The sequence below is a fragment of the Plantactinospora siamensis genome, assembly GCF_042434095.1.
Classification (GTDB): Bacteria; Actinomycetota; Actinomycetes; order Mycobacteriales; family Micromonosporaceae; genus KBS50.
On sequence record NZ_JBHLUE010000016.1, the window covers coordinates 109525 to 128128 of the forward strand.

The 18604-nt window shown below is 74.6% G+C and carries 12 protein-coding genes and 1 pseudogene; 6 read left to right on the forward strand and 7 right to left on the reverse strand.

The genetic code is table 11. The features are described 5' to 3' along the window. Nucleotides 1-28: 28 nt before the first annotated feature. Entirely contained in the window at nucleotides 29-2713 is a 2685-nt protein-coding gene (locus tag ACFFHU_RS17950; protein ID WP_377340369.1) for a cation-translocating P-type ATPase, read from the reverse strand. Between the two features lie 91 nt (nucleotides 2714-2804). On the opposite strand from ACFFHU_RS17950, the gene ACFFHU_RS17955 reads away from it, so the two are divergent. Continuing rightward, the gene (locus ACFFHU_RS17955; protein ID WP_377340370.1) at nucleotides 2805-3344 is read left to right on the forward strand and encodes a GNAT family N-acetyltransferase; all 540 of its coding nucleotides are present in this window, start codon (nucleotides 2805-2807) and stop codon (nucleotides 3342-3344) included. A 24-nt stretch (nucleotides 3345-3368) separates the two neighbouring features. On the opposite strand, the gene ACFFHU_RS17960 is transcribed toward ACFFHU_RS17955, so the two are convergent. Both ACFFHU_RS17960 and ACFFHU_RS17965 read right to left on the reverse strand, forming a co-directional pair. After that, nucleotides 3369-4469: a threonine aldolase family protein gene (locus tag ACFFHU_RS17960; RefSeq protein ID WP_377340371.1), complete on the reverse strand. Its 1101-nt coding sequence runs from the start codon at nucleotides 4467-4469 to the stop codon at nucleotides 3369-3371. Nucleotides 4470-4643: 174 nt separating this feature from the next. Then, on the reverse strand, nucleotides 4644-7433 hold the full coding sequence (locus ACFFHU_RS17965; RefSeq protein WP_377340372.1) for an ATP-binding protein: 2790 nt from the start codon (nucleotides 7431-7433) through the stop codon (nucleotides 4644-4646). A 156-nt stretch (nucleotides 7434-7589) separates the two neighbouring features. On the opposite strand from ACFFHU_RS17965, the gene ACFFHU_RS17970 reads away from it, so the two are divergent. Then, nucleotides 7590-8111: an RICIN domain-containing protein gene (locus tag ACFFHU_RS17970; protein WP_377340373.1), complete on the forward strand. Its 522-nt coding sequence runs from the start codon at nucleotides 7590-7592 to the stop codon at nucleotides 8109-8111. Between the two features lie 104 nt (nucleotides 8112-8215). Here the strand turns inward: ACFFHU_RS17970 and ACFFHU_RS17975 are convergent, their stop codons facing one another. From ACFFHU_RS17975 to ACFFHU_RS17985, 3 genes are all read right to left on the reverse strand, one after another. After that, the gene (locus ACFFHU_RS17975; protein WP_377340375.1) at nucleotides 8216-8605 is read right to left on the reverse strand and encodes a DUF6841 family protein; all 390 of its coding nucleotides are present in this window, start codon (nucleotides 8603-8605) and stop codon (nucleotides 8216-8218) included. A 95-nt stretch (nucleotides 8606-8700) separates the two neighbouring features. Continuing rightward, nucleotides 8701-9537 carry a hypothetical protein gene (locus ACFFHU_RS17980; protein WP_377340378.1) on the reverse strand — a complete coding sequence of 279 codons (837 nt, stop codon included), beginning with the start codon at nucleotides 9535-9537 and terminating at the stop codon, nucleotides 8701-8703. 24 nt (nucleotides 9538-9561) lie between these two features. Continuing rightward, on the reverse strand, nucleotides 9562-10731 hold the full coding sequence (locus ACFFHU_RS17985; protein ID WP_377340380.1) for a MalY/PatB family protein: 1170 nt from the start codon (nucleotides 10729-10731) through the stop codon (nucleotides 9562-9564). Between the two features lie 18 nt (nucleotides 10732-10749). On the opposite strand from ACFFHU_RS17985, the gene ACFFHU_RS17990 reads away from it, so the two are divergent. Next, entirely contained in the window at nucleotides 10750-10926 is a 177-nt protein-coding gene (locus tag ACFFHU_RS17990; protein ID WP_377340382.1) for a hypothetical protein, read from the forward strand. Between the two features lie 3 nt (nucleotides 10927-10929). Here ACFFHU_RS17990 and ACFFHU_RS17995 read toward each other — a convergent pair whose 3' ends face one another. Continuing rightward, nucleotides 10930-11787 (reverse strand): DUF559 domain-containing protein, encoded by an 858-nt coding sequence (locus ACFFHU_RS17995; protein ID WP_377340384.1) that lies wholly within the window; start codon nucleotides 11785-11787, stop codon nucleotides 10930-10932. Between the two features lie 680 nt (nucleotides 11788-12467). On the opposite strand from ACFFHU_RS17995, the pseudogene ACFFHU_RS18000 reads away from it, so the two are divergent. The 3 genes and pseudogenes from ACFFHU_RS18000 to ftsH form a co-directional block, all read left to right on the forward strand. Continuing rightward, nucleotides 12468-13102, forward strand: a pseudogene (locus tag ACFFHU_RS18000) (C39 family peptidase); the annotation flags it as partial. A gap of 150 nt (nucleotides 13103-13252) precedes the next feature. Then, nucleotides 13253-16435: a penicillin acylase family protein gene (locus ACFFHU_RS18005; RefSeq protein ID WP_377340388.1), complete on the forward strand. Its 3183-nt coding sequence runs from the start codon at nucleotides 13253-13255 to the stop codon at nucleotides 16433-16435. Nucleotides 16436-16464: 29 nt separating this feature from the next. Further along, nucleotides 16465-18549, forward strand: a complete 2085-nt coding sequence (gene ftsH / locus ACFFHU_RS18010; RefSeq protein ID WP_377340391.1) for an ATP-dependent zinc metalloprotease FtsH — start codon at nucleotides 16465-16467, stop codon at nucleotides 18547-18549. Nucleotides 18550-18604: the final 55 nt, after the last annotated feature.

Here is an 18604-nt window from a genome sequence, read left to right on the forward strand (position 1 = left end):
AGCGATAAGAAGGGGCCCTTCCTTCGCCTCAGCCGGCGGGGCGGTCGGGTGGGACGTGGCGCTTTACCAGTTCGCTGAGGGCTACGTAGCCGGCGGTGAGGGCGGCCAGCGCGGCCAGCAGCGTTCCAGGCGGCGCCACCAGCCCGAGCGGCGCGGCGAGCGGGGTGAACGGCACCGCCACGGTGACCACCGCGAGCGACGCGCTGGTGGCCAGCAGCCGGGTCGCCGGCCGGCTCCGGAAGAACGGCCGGTTGGTGCGCAGCACCAGCAGGACGCTGAGCTCGGTGACGGTGAACTCGATGAACCAGCCGGTCCGGACCAGCTCGGCGCCGGCCCCGAACCCCCAGCGCAGCACCGCCAGGGTCACCAGGTCGAAGGCCGCGGTGACCGAGCCGTACACCAGCATGAAGTCGCGGATGGCCCGGATGCTCCACCGGCGCGGCCGGCACACCTGCTCGGGATCCACATTGTCCCCGGAGATCGTCGTGTACGGCACGTCCGAGAGGAAGTTGAGCAGCAGGATCTGCCGCGGCAGCAGCGGCAGAAAGGGCAGGAAGGTCGCCGCCACGCTCATGCTCAGCACGCTGCCGAAGGCCGCGCCGGTGTTCACCCGGATGTACTTGAGGGTGTTCGCGAACGTCCGGCGGCCCAGCCGGACGCCCTCGGCGATCACCGCGAGGTCCTTGTCCAGCAGCACGATGGCGGCCGACTGCTTCGCCACGTCGACCGCGGTGTCCACCGAGATGCCCACGTCCGCCGCGTGCAGCGCGGGCGCGTCGTTGATGCCGTCGCCGAGGAAGCCCACCACCGCGCCGCTGGCCCGCAGCGCCCGCACGATCCGCTCCTTGTGCAGCGGCTCGACCTCGGCGAACACCGTGGTGTCGGCGACCCGGTCGCGCAGCTCCTGGTCCGCGAGCCGGTCCAGGTCCGGGCCCAGCAGCATCGGCCCGGCCAGCCCTACCGCCTCGGCCACGTGCCGGGCCGCGAGCCGGTTGTCCCCGGTGACCAGCCGGACCGAGACCCCCGAGGCGGCCAGATCCGCCACCGCGGGCCCGGCCTCCGGCTTGGGCGGGTCCTGGAAGGCCAGCAGCCCGCGCAGCTCCAGCCCGGTTTCGTCCGCGATGCCGGCCGAGGTGGCGCCGCGGCACTCCCGCACCGCCAGCGCGAGCACCCGGTGCCCGCTGCCGGAGAGCCGCTCGAACGTCCGCTGCACCCGATCGCGCACCCGGTCCAGCGGGACCGTCCCGTCGGCGGTCCGGGCCGTGCCGCAGACCGCCAGCACCGCCGCGTACGCCCCCTTGGTGATCAGCAACGGCGGCCCGGCGCCGCCGGGCCGCCCGGCGGCGTCGTCGGACCGCCCGGCGGCGTCGTCGGACCGGCCGGCGGCGTCGTCGGACCGGCCGGCGGCGTCGTCGGACCGGCCGGCGGCGTCGGCGGACCGGCCGGCGGCGTCGGCGAACCGGCCGGAGACCAGCACCGAGAGCCGCTTGCGGGTGAAGTCGTACGGGACCTCCGCGATCAGCCGCCGGTCGTCCCGCACCGGCCGGTCGGCCAGGATCGCCCGGTCGAGCGGGTTGCCGAACCCCCGCTGCAACCCGGCGTTCAGCCGGGCCAGCCGGCGCACCTCCTCGCTCGGCTCCCCCGCCAGGTCCAGCGCGCCGGCGAGCGCCACGTCGCCCGTGGTCACCGTGCCGGTCTTGTCGGTCAGCAGCACGGTCATGGCGCCGAAGTCCTCGATCGCGGCCAGCCGCTTGACGATCACCCGGTTCGCGGCCATCCGCCGCGCGCCGGCGGACAGGCTCACCGCCACGATGGCCGGCAGCACCTGCGGGGTCAGCCCGACGGCCAGCGCCAGCGAGAAGAGCAGCGAGTCGACGAATGGCCGGCCGAGCAGGAGGTTGACCACGAAGATCCCGGCGAGCAGCACCGCCATCACCCGCACCAGCAGCAGGCCGTACCCGGTCAGGCCGCGCTGGAAGCCGGTGGCCCGCTGGCCGGCCGACAGCCGGGACGCCATCGCGGCGAACTCGGTGTGCCGGCCGGTCCGCACCACCACCGCGGCGCCCTCGCCGGAGACCACGTGGGTCCCGGTGAACAACGCCCCGGCCCGGGCCGCCAGGGGCGCGTCGGCGGCGACCGTCACCGGCCGCTTCTCCACCGGAAACGGCTCGCCGGTCAGCTCGGCCTGGTCCACCTGCAGTTCCCGGGACTCGAGCACCCGGCAGTCCGCCGGGATCACGTCACCGGCCCGCAGCACCAGCAGGTCCCCCGGAACCACCCGGTCGGTGGGCACCGCCACCTCCCGGCCGCCCCGCCGGACATCGACGTGTACCCGTACCCGGGCCAGCAGCGCGTCCACGGCCCGCCCGGCCGAGCGCTCCTGCCAGAACCCGAGCGCGCCGCTGGCCAGGATGATCACGAGGATGATCACCCCGTCGGTGACGTCGCCCAGCGCCATCGAGACCACCGTGGCGGCGGTCAGGATCAGGATGATCGGGCTGGTGAACTGGGCCAGCAGCAGCCGCGGCCCACGCCGGCGCTCGTCCCGGCCGGACCGGTTCGGCCCGTACGCGCCGAGCCGGTGCTCGGCCTCGGCGTCGGACAGGCCGCGCCCGTCGGTGGCCACCGCGCGCAGCACGTCGGCCGGGTCCAGCGCCCAGAACGGGCGGGACTCCCCGTCCGGCGCGGCCCGGCCGCTTCCCCCTCGTGTCACCGCATCCGATGCTCGCACCCGGGCCGGGTCCGCCCGGCGGGATCGGCGTAATCCGCTGGCCTTCCGCGGGCGGACTCGGTTGACTACCGGCATGCCGACCCTGACCGCCCCGATCGAGCGGGTCCGCGAGTCCTTCCTCGCCGCGATGGCCGAGTTTCGGGCCGAGGGGCGGGGCGACCGTCAGGACTTTTCCATGATCGGCTCGGAGATCCGTGCCCACGCCGACACCTGGTCCTCCGCCGAGGGCTTCGCCCGGTTCGTCGCCGAGCTGCGCGCGCAGGCCCTGCCGGAGTCCCCGCGGCCGGCCGGGTACGTCCCGTCCACCACTCTGTGGTGGGTGGACGGCGCCGAGTACCTCGGTCGGATCGCCGTCCGGCACCGCCTCACGCCCTCGCTGCTGGAGTTCGGCGGGCACATCGGCTACGACGTACGCCCGACGGCCCGGCGGCGCGGGCACGCCACGGCGATGCTGCGGGCGGTCCGGCCGGTGGCCCGGGAGCTGGGCATCGACCCCGCTCTGCTCACCTGCGACGTCGACAACGCCGTCTCCCGCCGGGTCATCGAGCGCAACGGCGGGGTGTTCGAGGATCAGCGCGGCGACAAGCTCCGCTTCTGGGTGCCCACCGGCTGATCCGCTCCGCCCGGCCCGCCGGCGTCAGGACGGCAGGTGGGTGCGGAATCTGCCGGCCAGGTCGGCCACGGCGGCCGCGTCGAGGTCGAGGGCCGGGCCGGCGACCGTCACCTCGGTCATCGCCATCCCGGGCACGGCGCCGTCCCGCCAGCCGCCGGCGAACCACACCCGGTCCCGCTCGGCCAGCTCCAGGTTGGCCCGGTTCAGCTCGTCCGCCGGATGCGGCAGCCAGAGCTGAAACGCCTGGGTGTGCGGCGGCTCGGGGTGGATCCGGGCGCCGGGAACGGCCGCCAGCGCCGCGGCCACCGTGCGGGCGTGCCGCACGTACGCCGCCAGGCGCGGCAGCTCGGCGTCCAGGCCCTGCAGGGCGGTGACCGCGGCCGGCCACTGCTGATACAGGTTGCCGCCGTGCCGGTGCCGCCACGCCCGGGCGTACCGGGCCAGCTCGGCCGGGCCGGCGAGGGCCGCCCCGCTCATCCCGCCGAGCGACTTGTAGAACGACACGTACGTGCTGTCGGCCAGCGCCGCCACCTCGGCCAGCGACCGGCCCAGGTGCGGGGTGGACTCCCACAGCCGGGCGCCGTCGAGGTGCACCCGGGCGCCGGCCGCGCGGGCCGCCGCCACCACCGCCACCAGCTCGTCCCAGGACGGCAGGACGAGCCCGGCATCCCGCAGCGGCAGCTCCAGCATCAGGGTGCCGATCGGCTCGTCCAGCCCGGCGATCTCCTCGGCCGTCGGGTTCCGCGGGGCCGTCGTGGTGCGCACCGCGCGCAGCCCGCTGAGGGCGGCGTACGCGTCCCGCTCGTGCACCATGGGATGGCTCAGCGGGTGCAGCCCGACCGCCGGCGTCCCGGTCCGCTCCGCGCCGAACCGCAGCGCCACCTGCTGCGCCATGGTGCCGGTCGGGAAATAGACGGCCGCCTCCGTGCCGAGCAGCCCGGCCACCCGCTCCTCCAGCTCGGTGACCGGGCCACCGTCGCCGTAGGTGTCGGGCGGGCCGTCGACGTACCGGCTGCCGGCCATCCCGGCGAGCACCTCGGCCATGCTGCGGGGCCGCGGCCCGGAAAGGATCACCGTGCAGTCGCGCCGCGCCGCCGCCAGCCGTTCCCGGTCCGTCCCAGTCATGGCCGCGATCATGCCGTACGGGCCGCCCGGCGCCACACCCGGCGGGGCCTGGACCGGCGGCGGTGGCCGACACCCCGATCGGCCGCCGAGGCCGGCACCCCGGTCGGCCGCCGAGGCCGGCACCCCGGTCGGCGGCCGGGGCCGGCACCCCGGTCGGCGGCCGGGGCCGGCACCTCAGTCGGCGGCCGGGGCCGGCGGGCGGGAGAGGTAGCGGATCAGGTCCGGCCGGGAGCGCAGGTTCAGCTTCCGATAGACGTTCCCCAGGTGGTACTCCACGGTCTTGGGAGACAGGAAGATCCGCGTGGCGATCTCCCGGTTCGTGAGGCCCTCGGCGACGTGCAGCGCGATCTGCCGCTCCTGGGCGGTCAGCCGGCCGGCGGCGCGGTCGTCGCGGCTCGGCGCCTGCCGGCCGGTCGCGCTGATCTCCGTACGGCACCGCTGGGCCCAGCCCTGCGCGCCGAGGTTTTCGAAGAGGGCCAGCGCGCCCGTCAGCCGGTCCCGGGCGTCACGACGGCGCTTGGCCCGGCGGAGCCGCTGCCCGTGGCAGAGCAGCGTCCGGGCCCGTTCCAGCGGCACGACCACCGGATCGGCCACCGCCAGCGCGGCCGCGAACACCTCGTCAAGTTCCCGCTCCGGTGCGATCATGCCGCGCACCCGGGCCACCGCGGCCCGGGTGGTGACCCGGGCGGCGTCCGCGGGCAGCTCCCGGACCAGCCCGGCCGCCAGGTCCGGACGGGACAGATGGGCGTACGCCTCGGCCAGCTCGCTCCGCACGGGTAGCCAACTCGGCTCCGCGACACCCCCGCGGCGCAGCACGGCCTCGATCCACTCCAGATCGGTCACGGCCTCGGTCCAGCGTCCCGCCACCACCGACGTCATGGCGGCGGCGTACCGGATCTTGGCCTCGAGGTCCTGGTAGCCGGCCGGCACGATCCCGCGGGCCGATTCGAGGTGCGACAGCGCCTCGGCCTCCTCCCCGAGCAGCGCCTCGACCGTGGCCAGCGCCACCAGCGCGTCGGCCCAAACCACCGGCAGCCCGACCTGCTCGCCGATCAGCGCCCCCTCGGCGCCGGCCCGGTAGGCGGACCGCAGCCGGCCGGTCCGGCATTCCAACCCGGCCATCCGGGGCAGCGCGTACGCCAGCAGGTACAGGTCGCCGGCCGCCCGGGCCTGCCGGATCTCGGGCTCCAGCAACGACCGGGCGGTGTCGTAGTCCTCGATCCAGTAGAACACCTCGGCCAGTTCCGCGGCCGAGCCGTCGACCCGCTCGGCGCTGGCGGCCATCCATTCGCGGGCCAGCGCGACGCCGCCGGGCTGCCCCGCCAGCACCTGGGCGGTGGCCAACCGGATCGGCCCCTTGGGCCACTTCGGTCCCGACGGGCCCGAGAGCAGTTCCACCGCCCGGCCGCACACCGAGACCATTCCGGCGATGTCGAGCCGCGCCCAGCACCGATTGACCGCGCCGCTGACCATCCGGCCCGCGTCGAGCGGATCGGTCCGCGCGTACTCCTCCGCCTCGGCCAGGTAGGCCTCGTCGGCCGCCGCCGTGTCACCGTGTTGCAGAGCGACGTGGGTGAGCGCCCCCCGCGCCGTACAACGCAGGTCGACCCGCTTGGTGAGGGTGAGGGCCTCCTCGTGCAGCGCGACCGCACGACCGCTGGCGCCGGCGTTGGTCCACGCGATGGCCGCCCGGATCATTCGAAGCGCCCGGGTGTCCGGATCCGGCGTGAGCCGCGCCGACCGCTCGTACGCCCGGGCCCCGGCCACCACGCCGCCCCGGCGTTGCGCCCGCTCGGCCGACCCGACCAGCAGCGCGGCCACCTCCTCGTCCGGGCCGGTCGCGGCGGCGGCCAGGTGCCACGCCCGCCGGTCCACCGCGTCCGGGTCGACCGCCAGCGCCGCCGCGATCGCGAGGTGCACCGACCGGCGCTGCCCGGGTCCCACCAGGGAGTGCACCGCGGCGCGCACCAGGGGATGCCGGAAGGTCACCTCCTGCCGTTCCACCCTGATCAGGCCGGCGTCGACGGCCGGGTCCAGCGCGCCCAGGTGCAGCCCTTCGGCCTTGAGCACCCGCTCCAGCAGCACCAGGTCACCGGCCTCGGACAGCGCACAGACGATCAGTGCCCGCCAGGCCTCCGTCGGCAGGCCGCGGGCCTGCGCCAGGAAGGTCGCCTCGATGCGCTCGGCAAGCGCCAGCGGGTGGTCGAGCGGCGACCGGCCCCGGCGCTGACCCTCGGTCAGGGTGGCCGGCAACTCGATCAGGGCGAGCGGGTTGCCCTCGGTGGCGGCCGCGAGTTCGGCGGCCACCCGGCGATCCAGCCCGGACCGCATGGCCAGCCGGACCGCGGCGTCCTGCCCCAGCCCGGACACCGGCAGCTCGGGCAGGCCGGGCGCGTCGAACCCGGCCGCGGGCCGGGCGGCGAAGACGATCGCGACCCGGTCCGCGAGCAGGCGCCGGGCGGTGAACAGGAGCGCCTCGGTGGAGGCGTGGTCGATCCAGTGCGCGTCGTCGACGAGGCACAGCACCGGCCCCCGCTCGGCCGCCGTCGTGAGCAGGCTCAACGTCGCCACGTACGCGGCCAGCCGGTTGACCGAGCCGGGTCCGCCGCCGAGGGCGAAGGCGGCCCGCAGCGCGTCCGCCTGCTGTGCCGGCAGTTCGTCGAGCAGGTCCAGCACCGGACGAGCCAGCTCGAACAGGGCGGAGAACGGCAGCTCCGCCTCGAACGGCACGCCGGTGGCGCGCAGCACCCGCATCCCGCCGGCCCGCGCGGCGCAGCGATCTAGCAGGGCCGTCTTGCCCACCCCTGCCGTGCCCCGCAGCACCAGCGCGCCGCCCCGGCCCTCGACCGCAGCCGCCAGCAACTCGTCCAGCCGACCGCACTCGTCGGCCCGACCGACCAACTCCGCGTCCCCGCCACCCGACGCCCTGCCGGCATCCGCCGAACCCACCATCGCCGCGTCCATGGCCGAACGCTAAGGCCCGGCCGGGCCTCGCCGGGCCGCCCCGACACGAACCCGACAACGCCCCGCCCTCATCGACTAGGAGGTACCCGGATCCGGGCCGCGCCCCGGCTCCGTAGCGTCACATCCGCCGATGGAATGGCAACGACGGGAGGGAACATGATCCGACGCAGAATCGCCGGAACGGTGCTGGTGAGCCTGATGAGCGCCCTGCTGGGGGTGGTCCTCGTGCAACCGGCACAGGCAACGACCGGCTACTACAGGATCGTCAACTACGGCAGCGGGAAGTGCGCGGAGGTGGACCGGTTCGGGGCCCCGTACTCGAACGGTGGCCTGGTGGTGCAGCGCACCTGCGACGGGGCCGACGTACAGCTCTGGTCGCCGGGCGGCACCGGCCCGTACACGTTCCTCAACCGGGCCAGCGGCCTGTGCATGGACGTCCGCAACGGGGTCAACGCGGACGGCACCCCCGTGCAGCAGTGGGCCTGCACGGGAACCACCAGCATGAAGTGGAGCATCAACCCGAACTCGTTCACCGGGGTCCACCAGATCACCTCGCAGACCGGTGGCCGCTGCCTGGACGTGCGGGGCGGCTCGGGGGCCGACGGCGCGCAGCTCCAGATCTACCACTGCACCGGGTTCGGCAACTCGGCGCAGGTGTGGTCGTTCGTGCCCGCCTGAGCAGGCGGCTCGACCGTCGGCAGTCCCGGCCCCGCGGGCCGGGACTGCCCGTTAACAGGGGGCCCTTCCTATACAGAAAGCGATAACAGGGGGCCCTTCCTTCGTCAGCCGGCGCGGATGACCGTGCAGATGGCCGGGCCGTCGTCGGTCATCCGGAGTAGGTATTCGAACCGCTCGCCCGGCACGGCGCAGCCGCGACTGTCGAGGTATTCCCACTCGACGGCCACCATGGTGAGCAGCGCCGAGACCGGCCGCACGTGGAGGATCTGCGCGTTGGCCGCCACCAGCTCCCGGTCCTGGTAGTCGGGCGCCGCGCCCACGAAGGACAGCGCCACCGCGGCCGGCGTGGTGAAGGAGAAGCTGTACGCGTCCGCGACCACCATCCCGGGCATGGCGTAGCAGCCCGTGATGGCCGGCAGGTCGCCCGCCACCAGCGCGGCGCCGTACCGGTCGAGGAAATCGGTCAGCACCTGCAGGTCGGTGGAAGTGTTCACGCAGCCGCCAATATCCCCGCCGGCCCCCCCGCAAACCCCGACTCCTGCAAGGAAGGGCCCCTTCTTATCGCTTTCGGTATAGGAAGGGCCCCCTCTTAACGGGGCGGGATCCGGACCGCGATCTCCGCGCCCAGGCGCGCGCCGCCGGTGAGGGCCAGATCGTCGCCGCTCCAGAACCGCCCCGGGTCGTACCAGTTCGGACGCCGGCCCGCGGGCAGCAGACCCATCTCCTCGTACGTCACCGCCACCACCTCGGCGCAGTACGCCGTCTCCAGCGCGCTGTCCCGGACCTGCGCCGGCGGTCGTGCCGAAGGATCGACCGCGCCCTCGGCACGGCGCGGACCGCCCACGGCCCGCCCGGGTAACAGACCGCCCACGGCCCGCCCGGAGAACAGACCGCCCCCGGCCCGCCCGGAGAACAGACCGCCCCCGGCCCGCCCGGGGAAAGGGCCGCCCGCGGCCCGCCCGGGGCGCGGGTCCGGCCGGCCGGGCAGGCGCACCGCCGGGACCCGGCCGTACACCCAGCGCCAGGCCAGCCGCGCGCTGGACGGGAACGGCGTGCCGTCCAGCCGGGCCACGGTGCGCAGCACCGCGTCCTCCATCTCCCGGCCGGCCGGCGGCTCCAGCTGGCGCAGCCAGGCGCGCTGGCCGTACCGGTTGGCCCACACGCAGACCGCGTCCCGCAGGTCGTGCAGCTGCACGCCGCGCTGCCGGGTGCCGGACCACAGGTCGGGCAGCGACCGGCCCAGCTCGGCGTGCCACATCAGCGGCGGGAGGTCCTCCAGCACCACCGACATGCCCACGTGGTTGACCGGGCTGTTGGTGGTGAACTGGATGGCCCGGTCCGGCATGCTCCGGCCGCGGAACACCCAGACGTCGCCGGTACGGGCCAGCTCCACCGCCTCGTCCAGGCTGATGCTCGTGTCTGCCACCGGTACACCCTAGAAGGGCGGCGCTCAGTCCAGCGCCGCGACCATCCGGTGTACGGCCTCGGCGACGTTCTCCGGCGACGTGGCGAGGTTCAGCCGGACGTGCCCGGCGCCGCCCGTGCCGAACTCCGGCCCCGGGTTCAGGGCCACCCGACCCCACTCCAGGAACGTGGCGGCCGGGTCGTCCCCCAGCCCGAGCCGCCGGCAGTCCAGCCAGGCCAGGTACGTCCCCTCGGGCGGCCGGTACCGCACGGCCGGCAACCGCTCGGCGAGCAGCTCGGCCAGCAGCAGCCGGTTGGCGTCCAGCCCGGACAGCAGGCCGGTCAGCCAGCCGCCGCCCTCGGTGAGCGCGGCGCTGTGCGCGATGATCCCCAGGTGGCTCGGGCCGTGGCTCACCTCCTCGGGCAGCCGGGCCAGGTCCGCCGCCGCGGCGGGACCGGCCACCGCGAGCGCCGCCTTGAGGCCGGCCAGGTTCCACGCCTTGGAGGCCGACAGCAGCGCCAGGCCGTTCTCACCGCCCGGCACCGTCAGGTACGGCACGAACTCCGCGCCGGGCAGCACCAGCGGGGCGTGGATCTCGTCGGCGATCACGCGTACCCCGTACCGTCCGGCCAGCTCGGCCACCGCGGACAGCTCGTCCCGGGTGTGCACCGTGCCCGTCGGATTGTGCGGGCTGCACAGCAGGTAGGCCGCCGGCCTACCGCCGGTGGTGGCGTCCCGAAAGGCCGGCGCCAGCGTCGCCGGGTCGAGCCGGCCGTCCTCGCCGAGCGGCGCCTCGACCACCCGTCGCCCGGAGTGGACGATGAACTGGTAGAACGGCGGGTACACCGGCGGGTTGACCACCACGGCGTCGCCGGCGCCGGTGACCAGCCGGAGCATCTCCACCACGCCGAGCATCACGTCCGGCACGATCGCCGTGTGGTCCGGGTCGATCCGCCACCCCCAGCGCCCGGCCGCGAACTCGGCCAACGCGTCGGCGTACCGGGTGCCCGAGGGGTAGCCGGTGTCGCCGAGGGCCACGGCCTCGGTCAGGGCCCGCACGACCGGCTCGGCCAGTGGCACGTCCATCTCCGCGACCCACAGCGGCAGTACGTCCGGCGGGAACCGCCGCCACTTCATGCTGGTCCGCCGGCGCAGCTGGTCGAGGGTGAGCGCGCCCAGCGGGTTGGTCAACTCCGTGCTGCCCCGGTCCGCCATGCGGTCTAGCCTATGCGGATGCGGTGGTGGAAGATCCTCGGTCTGGCCGGGCTCGCGGGCGTGGCGGCGACCGGTGTGGTGGTGGCCCGGGCCGAGCGCAAGCGCCGGGCGTACACCCCGGAGGAGATCCGGGACCGGCTGCGCGAGCGGCACGCCGAGGCGGCCGGCGGCGGCACCGAGCCCGCGGCCTCCTGAGGTTTATCCGCGCCAGCCGGCGGCGGCGAGCGCCGCCCAGAGCTGGGCCAGCACCTCTGCCGGGCGCTCCCGGACCACCCAGGCCGGGAAGCGCAGCACCCGGACCCCGGCGGTCCACAGGTCGTTCTGCCGGCTCATGTCGGCCCACCAGTGCCGCACCTCGCGGTGCTGCCCGCCGTCGATCTCGATCTGCAGGTTCCACTCCTCGAACAGGACGTCCAGGTACCGGCGTCGGCCCGAGGCATCCGTGCGGCGGACCTGCCGGCTCGGCTCCGGCAGCCCGGCCCGGCGGCACAGCCGCAGGAAGTCGGCCTCGGCTATCGACGCGACCCCGTCCCGGGCGTCGGCCACCGCCTCGACGATGAGCCGGCGCCGGCGCACCCTGGACATCCTCGCCAGCACCTCGTCCAGATCCACGGCACTGACCAGTCGCTGCTGGCAGCCGGCCGCCACGATGGCCCGGGCGCGGTCATCGTCCGGCGCCCACTGCGCCGCGTCCACCAGCGAGCGGGCCGGCATCGTGCACGGCGGCAGCCCCATGGCATGGATGTCGGCCGGGATCAGAGTCCGGGAGCGATGCACCACGATGCCCGGCGGCGGGTCGTTCTCCCGCCGCCGCGCCCGGATCAACACGTGGATGGCCGTGGTGGCGTAACCCCGCAAACCCAGCTGCTCCAGCGCCGACGTGCCGGCCAGGGTGGCCCGCCGGCCGGCGCCGGCCGCCAGCACCGCGTGCCACCACCGCTGCCGCCGAGTCATCGTCCCCGAGTTGGCCAGGTAGATCCCGCGCGAAAGGGTCTGCCAGCGACCGGTGGCCAGGCGATGCTCGATGGCCGCCCGGCTGAGATGGCCCCTACCCAACCTGTGGACAACCGTCCCCGGCCGGACCGGGCCGGGTCAGCGGTTTGTGGATCGTGGATTCCTCTACCGCCTATGACCGGTAGAGGAATCCACGATCCACCGCCACCCATGACCACCGGGAGGTGACCCCGGGGGACGGGGTGTCCGGTATCGGACCACTTGGGGTCAGTGTCCCCCCTGATCAGCTGGACGGGAGGCCGCGCAGCCCCGGTGGCGGCCGTCACCGGCCCGCCGGGAACGCACCCCCGACCCGGGGCGTTGTACATGGACCGGCCACCACGCCCGCCCCACATGGCGGCGGTGGCGGCCATCACCGCACCGCCGGGAACGCCTCCCGGCCCCCAGGCGTTGAACATGGTTCCCCCGCCACCAGCGGTCCCCCACGCGAGCGGACCCGGCAGCGCGCACCCGAACCACCCCGCCGCACCCCCACGCGGCACCCACACTCCCCCACCCGCGGCACACCCCCACGCCGCACACCCCCGGATGAAAGGCGATCACCATGACCACCTTCACCCGCTTCCTGCCCAGCAGCATCGGCACCCCCATCCTGCGCAAGGCCGCCCTCACCGGCGCCGGCCTCGCCTTCACCGCCGGCGCCATCGCCGGCCCGCTCACCCTGGCCACCGAGGCCCACGCCGCCCCCGCGCACACCGGCAACAGCACGGTCGTGCACACCCAGGAGGGCAACGACAACCACGGCAACGACCGCGGCGGCGACAACGGCAACCGCGGCACCGGCGACGGCCGCGGCGGCAGCAAGCCCGGCGACACCCGCGACAGCCGCGACAGCCGCGGCGCGCAGCCCGGCGGCAAGAAGCTCGGGTTCGACTACGAGGCACAGCCGAACTACTACTACTGCGGCCCCGCCGCAGCGCGGAACGCCCTGTCCGCCGACGGCCACGGCATCTCCGTGGACGATCTGGCCAAGCACATGGGCACCACCGAGGCCGGCACCAACAGCGCCGAGGACATCACCCGCGCGCTGAACACGGTCCTGGGCGCGGACAAGTACCGCACCACGGCCCTGTCCGACCCGCACGTCAAGCCGGAGCAGGCCGACCAGCTCCAGCGTGACGTCAGGGCCACCCTGGACGACAACCGCGCCCTCGTGGCGAACGTGGCCGGCACGGCCACCGACACCGACGGCGCCGCCCACAGCTACGAGGGCGGCCACTACATCGCGGTGGTCGGCTACCAGGACGACGGCCGGCAGGTGCTCATCGCCGACTCGGCCAACCCGGACGTGGCCAGCTACTGGGTGAACACCACCGACCTGGCCAACTGGATGGCCACCCGCGGCTACAGCCACTGACCCGGAACACCAACCGAAGGGCCGACCCCACCCGGGGTCGGCCCTTCGGCGTCAGCACCATCCATTTCGGCCCTATCCAGGGACATCGACCGTTGTTACTATCCGGTTCCGAGTTTGTTTCATATCTCGCTCGTGCCGGAGGGATCGCCGATGTCCCGACGTACCGTCGCGGTTTTCACCGCCCTCATCACCGCGACGGCCGTCGCGGCCCTGCCCCCCACGGCGCCGGCGAGCGCCGCCACCGGCGCGACCGGCGCCGCCGCCCGCGGGACGGGGGCCACCACCATGGCCGCCGCGAGCGGCCCGGCCGACTACTGCCTGGACCAGTGCAACGACATCGTGCCGCCGGGCGAGAACGGCAACGCCACCCTGGTCGACATCCTCGCCCACCAGACCCTCGGCACCCGGCCCGCGCACTCGGCCGACCAGCTGGGCCGGTACGCGGACCTGGTTTCCGGCTACACCGGGCTGACCGACGAGCAGATCGCCAACTTCTACAACGACTCGTCGTTCGGGGTGCCGGCCGGGCAGGCCGAGCGCACCTACTCGCCGCGCGACGACGTGACGATCGTCCGGGACAAGACCATCGGGGTCCCGCACGTCACCGGCACCACCCGGGCCGGCACCATGTTCGGCGCCGGGTACGCCGGCGCCGAGGACCGGCTGTGGGTGATGGACCTGCTGCGCCGGGTCGGCCGGGGCCAGCTCACCCCGTTCGCCGGCGGCGCGCCCGGCAACCGCGAGTTGGAACAGCAGGTCTGGCGCAACTCGCCGTACACCGAGGCGGATCTGCAGCGCCAGGTCGACACCCTGCGCACCAAGGGCGCGCGCGGCCAGCAGCTGTACGCGGACGTCGAGCAGTACGTGGCCGGGATCAACGCGTACATCGCGCACTGCATGTCGGCCCGCAACTGCCCCGGCGAGTACGTCCTCACCGGCCACCTCGACGCGGTCACCAACGCGGGCGGTCCCGAGCCGTTCAAGATGACCGACCTGATCGCCACGGCCGGCGTGGTCGGCGGGCTGTTCGGCGGCGGCGGGGGCGGCGAGGTGCCGTCGGCCATCGCCCGGATCACCGCCCGGGCCCGGTACGGCGTCACCGAGGGCGACCGGGTGTGGAACGCGTTCCGCGAGCGCAACGACCCGGAGACGGTGACCACCGTCCACAACGGCAGCAGCTTCCCGTACGGCGACGCCGACGACAACGCCGCGAGCGTGGCGCTGCCGGACGCCGGCACCACCCGGCCGGAGCCGGTGGTGGCGAACCCGACCGGTTCGGCGGGCAGCACCGCGGCGGTCGGACCGGACACGGCCGTCCGGCGCGGCATGTCGAACGCCGTGGTCGTCTCGGCCGCGCGCTCGGGCACCGGCCACCCGATCGCGGTGTTCGGCCCGCAGACCGGCTACTTCTCCCCGCAGCTGCTCATGCTGCAGGAGCTCCAGGGTCCGGGGATCAGCGCCCGCGGCGTGGCGTTCGCCGGCCTCAACCTGTACGTGCTGCTGGGCCGCGGCCAGGACTACTCGTGGAGCGCCACCTCGGCCGGCCAGGACATCACCGACACGTACGCCGTGCCGCTGTGCAACACCGACGGTTCGGCGCCGACCGTCGACTCCACCGGTTACCGCTGGCGCGGCCAGTGCCTGCCGATGGAACGGCTGGTCCGCAACAACGCCTGGAAGCCCACGGTGGCCGACGGCACCCCGGCCGGCTCGTACGACCTGGTGTCGCTGCGCACCCGGTACGGCCTGGTGGCCTACCGCGGCACCTCGGGCGGCACCCCGGTGGCGTACACCCAGCTGCGCTCGACGTACCGGCACGAGGCCGAGTCGGCCATCGGCTTCCAGGCGTTCAACGACCCGGCCGCCATGGGCACCCCGGCGGACTTCCAGGCCAGCGCATCGAACGTCGGGTACGCGTTCAACTGGTTCTACGTGAACTCGGCCGACACCGCGTACTACAACTCGGGCGACAACCCGGTCCGGCCGGCGGGCGCCAACCCGAACCTGCCCACCAAGGCCGACCCGGCGTACGAGTGGGTGGGCTGGGACCCGGACGCCAACACCGCGCAGCTCACCCCGCCGGCTGCGCACCCGCAGGCGGTCAACCAGGACTACTTCGTGAGCTGGAACAACAAGCAGGCCCCCGGGTACGGCGCCGCGGACGGCAACTACAGCTTCGGCGCGGTGCACCGGGCGAACCTGCTGGACCGCCGGGTGAAGGCGGCGCTCGCGGCCGGCAAGCCGGGCCGGGCCGACGTGGTACGCCTGGTCGAGGAGGCGGCCGTGACCGACCTGCGGGCCGAGAACCTGCTGCCGGAGCTGCTGCGGATCCTCGACGGGCAGCCCGGCCAGGAGGCGCACGTGGCGGCGCTGCGGTCCTGGCAGGCCGACGGCGCCCGGCGGGTGGAGACCTCGCCCGGCTCGCACGTCTACGCCCACGCCGACGCGATCGCGCTGTTCGACGCGGCCTGGCCCCGGCTGGTCGAGGCCGCGTTCGCCGGCCAGCTCGGCCCGGACCTGTACGCCGCGCTGGCGGGCGTGCTGCCGATCAACGAGTCCCCGAGCGCCGGCCAGGCCGGCAGCGTCGGCCACGGCGGCCGCAAGCACGTCGGCTCCTCCTTCCAGTACGGCTGGTGGGGCTACCTGGACAAGGACCTGCGCGCCGTGCTCGGCGACCCGGTGTCCGGCGGGCTCGGCCGGACGTACTGCGGCGGGGGTGACCTGGCGAGCTGCCGGCGGGACCTGGCGGCGGCCCTGGACGCGGCGGCCGCCGAGCCGGCCACCGTCACCTACCCGGGCGACGGCGACTGCGCGGCCGGCGACCAGTGGTGCGCCGATACGATCATCCAGTCCCCGCTGGGCGGCATCACCCAGGACAAGATCTCCTGGCAGAACCGGCCCACGTTCCAGCAGGTGGTGTCGTTCCCCGCGCACCGCGGCGACGACATCACCAACCTGGCCCGGGGCGCGTCGGTGAGCGCCAACGGAACCTTCCTCGGGTTCTCCGCCGCGGCGGCCGTGGACGGTGACCGCAGCACCCGGTGGAGCAGCTGGTGGACGGACAACCAGTCGATCACCGTGGACCTCGGCTCGGCCCGCGCGGTGAACCGGGTCATCCTGCGCTGGGAGGCCGCGTACGGCCGGGCGTACCGGATCGAGACCTCGACGGACGGCCGGAGCTGGCAGTCGGTGTTCAGCACGGCGGCCGGCAACGGCGGAACGGACGTGGTGACCTTCCCGACCACCACCGCCCGGTACGTGCGGATGGCGGGCGTCCAGCGCGGCACGTCGTACGGCTACTCGCTGTGGGAGTTCGAGGTGTATCCGGGATAAATCCGGCCGGCGGAGGGTACGCGGTGGTCATGACCACCGCTGCCCCGCCGCCGGACGACGGCAGGACGCTGCCGCGCAGCTTCCCCCCGAAGCGGCCCGAGCCGGACCAGCCGGCCCCGCCGTGGCGGGTGGAGGGCATGCCCGGCGAGGGCGCCGGCCGGCCGCCGCAGCGCCGGCGGCCGGCCTGGCAGCGGTACGGGTGGCTGTTCCTGATCCTGCTGGTGGTCAACTGGTTCGTCTCGTCCAACCTGCTGGCGCCCGCCGAACGCACCCCGGTGTCGTACACGTTCTTCCTCAGCCAGGTGGACGCGCGCAACGTCGCCGACATCACCTCGACCGGCGACACGATCGAGGGCTCCTTCAAGCAGAAGGCCAGCTACACCCCGGTCGGGCAGACCAAGGGCAGCCAGGTGGAACGGTTCCGCACCGAGCGGCCGTCGTTCGCCGACGACAAGCTGTTCAGCACGCTGCAGAGCACGGGCGTACCGGTCAACGCCCGGCCGCCCGACGCGCCGGCGCCGATCTGGCAGCAGCTGCTGCTCGGCTTCGGACCCACCCTGTTGCTGATCCTCCTGCTGGTCTGGTTCCTGCGCCGGGGTGCTCAGGCGATGGCCGGCGGGGTGGGCGGGATCGGCCGGTCCCGGGCGAAGCTCTACCAGCCCGACGCCGGGCCCCGGACCACGTTCGCGGACGTGGCCGGCATCGAGGAGGTCCGGCAGGAGGTCACCGAGATCGTCGACTTCCTCCGCGATCCGCAGCGGTACCGCCGGCTCGGCGCCCGGGTGCCGCACGGGGTGCTGCTGTCCGGTCCGCCCGGCACCGGGAAGACCCTGCTGGCCCGGGCGGTCGCCGGGGAGGCCCGGGTGCCGTTCTTCTCGATGTCCGCCTCCGAGTTCATCGAGATGATCGTGGGGGTCGGCGCGAGCCGGGTCCGGGACCTGTTCGAGCAGGCCAAGAAGGTCGCGCCGTCGATCATCTTCATCGACGAGCTGGACGCCATCGGCCGGGCCAGGGGCGGCGCCCAGTCGCTGGGCGGCAACGACGAGCGCGAGCAGACGCTCAACCAGATCCTCACCGAGATGGACGGCTTCACCGGCAGCGAGGGCGTGATCGTGCTGGCCGCCACCAACCGGCCGGAGATCCTCGACGCGGCCCTGCTGCGCCCCGGCCGGTTCGACCGGCGGGTGACGGTGAGCCCGCCCGACGTGACCGGCCGCCGGAAGATCCTCGAGGTGCACACCCGGGGCGTACCGCTGGCCGACGACGTCGACCTCGGCGACCTGGCCGCCACCACGCCCGGGATGGTCGGCGCCGACCTGCAGAACCTGGTCAACGAGGCGGCCCTGGTGGCCGCCCGGCGCCAGCACGAGAAGGTCGAGCCGGCCGACTTCGGCGAGGCGCTGGAGAAGGTCACCCTGGGCACCGTGCGCGGGATCATGCTCACCCAGGAGGACAAGGAGCGGACCGCGTTCCACGAGTCCGGCCACGCGCTGCTCGGGATGCTCACCCCGGGCGCCGACCCGGTCCGCAAGATCTCGATCATCCCGCGCGGGCAGGCGCTCGGCGTCACCTTCCAGAGCCCGAACACCGACCGGTACGGCTACTCGGCCAAGTATCTGCGCGGCCGCATCATCGGCGCGCTCGGCGGCCGGGCCGCCGAGGAGCTGGTGTTCGGGGACATGACCACCGGCGCCGAGAGCGACCTGGACCAGGTGAGCGACATCGCCCGGCAGATGGTCGGCCGGTGGGGCATGTCCGACGCCATCGGCCCGGTCACCGTGCTGCCGCGGCCCGGCCAGGAGTCCCCGCTGGGCCTGGACGGCGTGGCGCCGGGCACCCGGGAGCTGGTCGACGGCGAGGTGCGGCGGATCGTCGAGGACTGCTACGCCGAGGCGCTGGCCACGCTGCGCGAGCACCGCGAGCAGCTGGACCGGCTGGCCCGGACGCTGCTGCGGCAGGAGACGCTGGACGAGGCCGACGCGTACGCGGCCGCGGGCATCCCCCGGGACGCCGCGCCGGCCGCCGTGGCCCGCGGCGAGACGCCCGGCGCCGATCCGGCGCCCGGTCTCCCGCCGGAGAGCGGCGCCGCGCCGACCGAGGTCGGTGAGCCGTAGGGCCCGCGCCGGGGCCGTGGCCCGCCGGGGGCGACCGGTCAAGAACGGGCCGCTG

Excerpts from the sequence above, each read along its gene's own strand:
- ACFFHU_RS17955 (WP_377340370.1), top strand. The coding sequence starts at position 2,805 with ATGCCGACCCTGACCGCCCCGATCGAGCGGGTCCGCGAGTCCTTCCTC.
- ACFFHU_RS17960 (WP_377340371.1), bottom strand. The coding sequence starts at position 4,469 with ATGACTGGGACGGACCGGGAACGGCTGGCGGCGGCGCGGCGCGACTGC.
- ACFFHU_RS17965 (WP_377340372.1), bottom strand. The coding sequence starts at position 7,433 with ATGGACGCGGCGATGGTGGGTTCGGCGGATGCCGGCAGGGCGTCGGGT.
- ACFFHU_RS17970 (WP_377340373.1), top strand. The coding sequence starts at position 7,590 with ATGATCCGACGCAGAATCGCCGGAACGGTGCTGGTGAGCCTGATGAGC.
- ACFFHU_RS17985 (WP_377340380.1), bottom strand. The coding sequence starts at position 10,731 with ATGGCGGACCGGGGCAGCACGGAGTTGACCAACCCGCTGGGCGCGCTC.
- ACFFHU_RS17990 (WP_377340382.1), top strand. The coding sequence starts at position 10,750 with ATGCGGTGGTGGAAGATCCTCGGTCTGGCCGGGCTCGCGGGCGTGGCG.
- ACFFHU_RS18005 (WP_377340388.1), top strand. The coding sequence starts at position 13,253 with ATGTCCCGACGTACCGTCGCGGTTTTCACCGCCCTCATCACCGCGACG.
- ftsH (WP_377340391.1), top strand. The coding sequence starts at position 16,465 with ATGACCACCGCTGCCCCGCCGCCGGACGACGGCAGGACGCTGCCGCGC.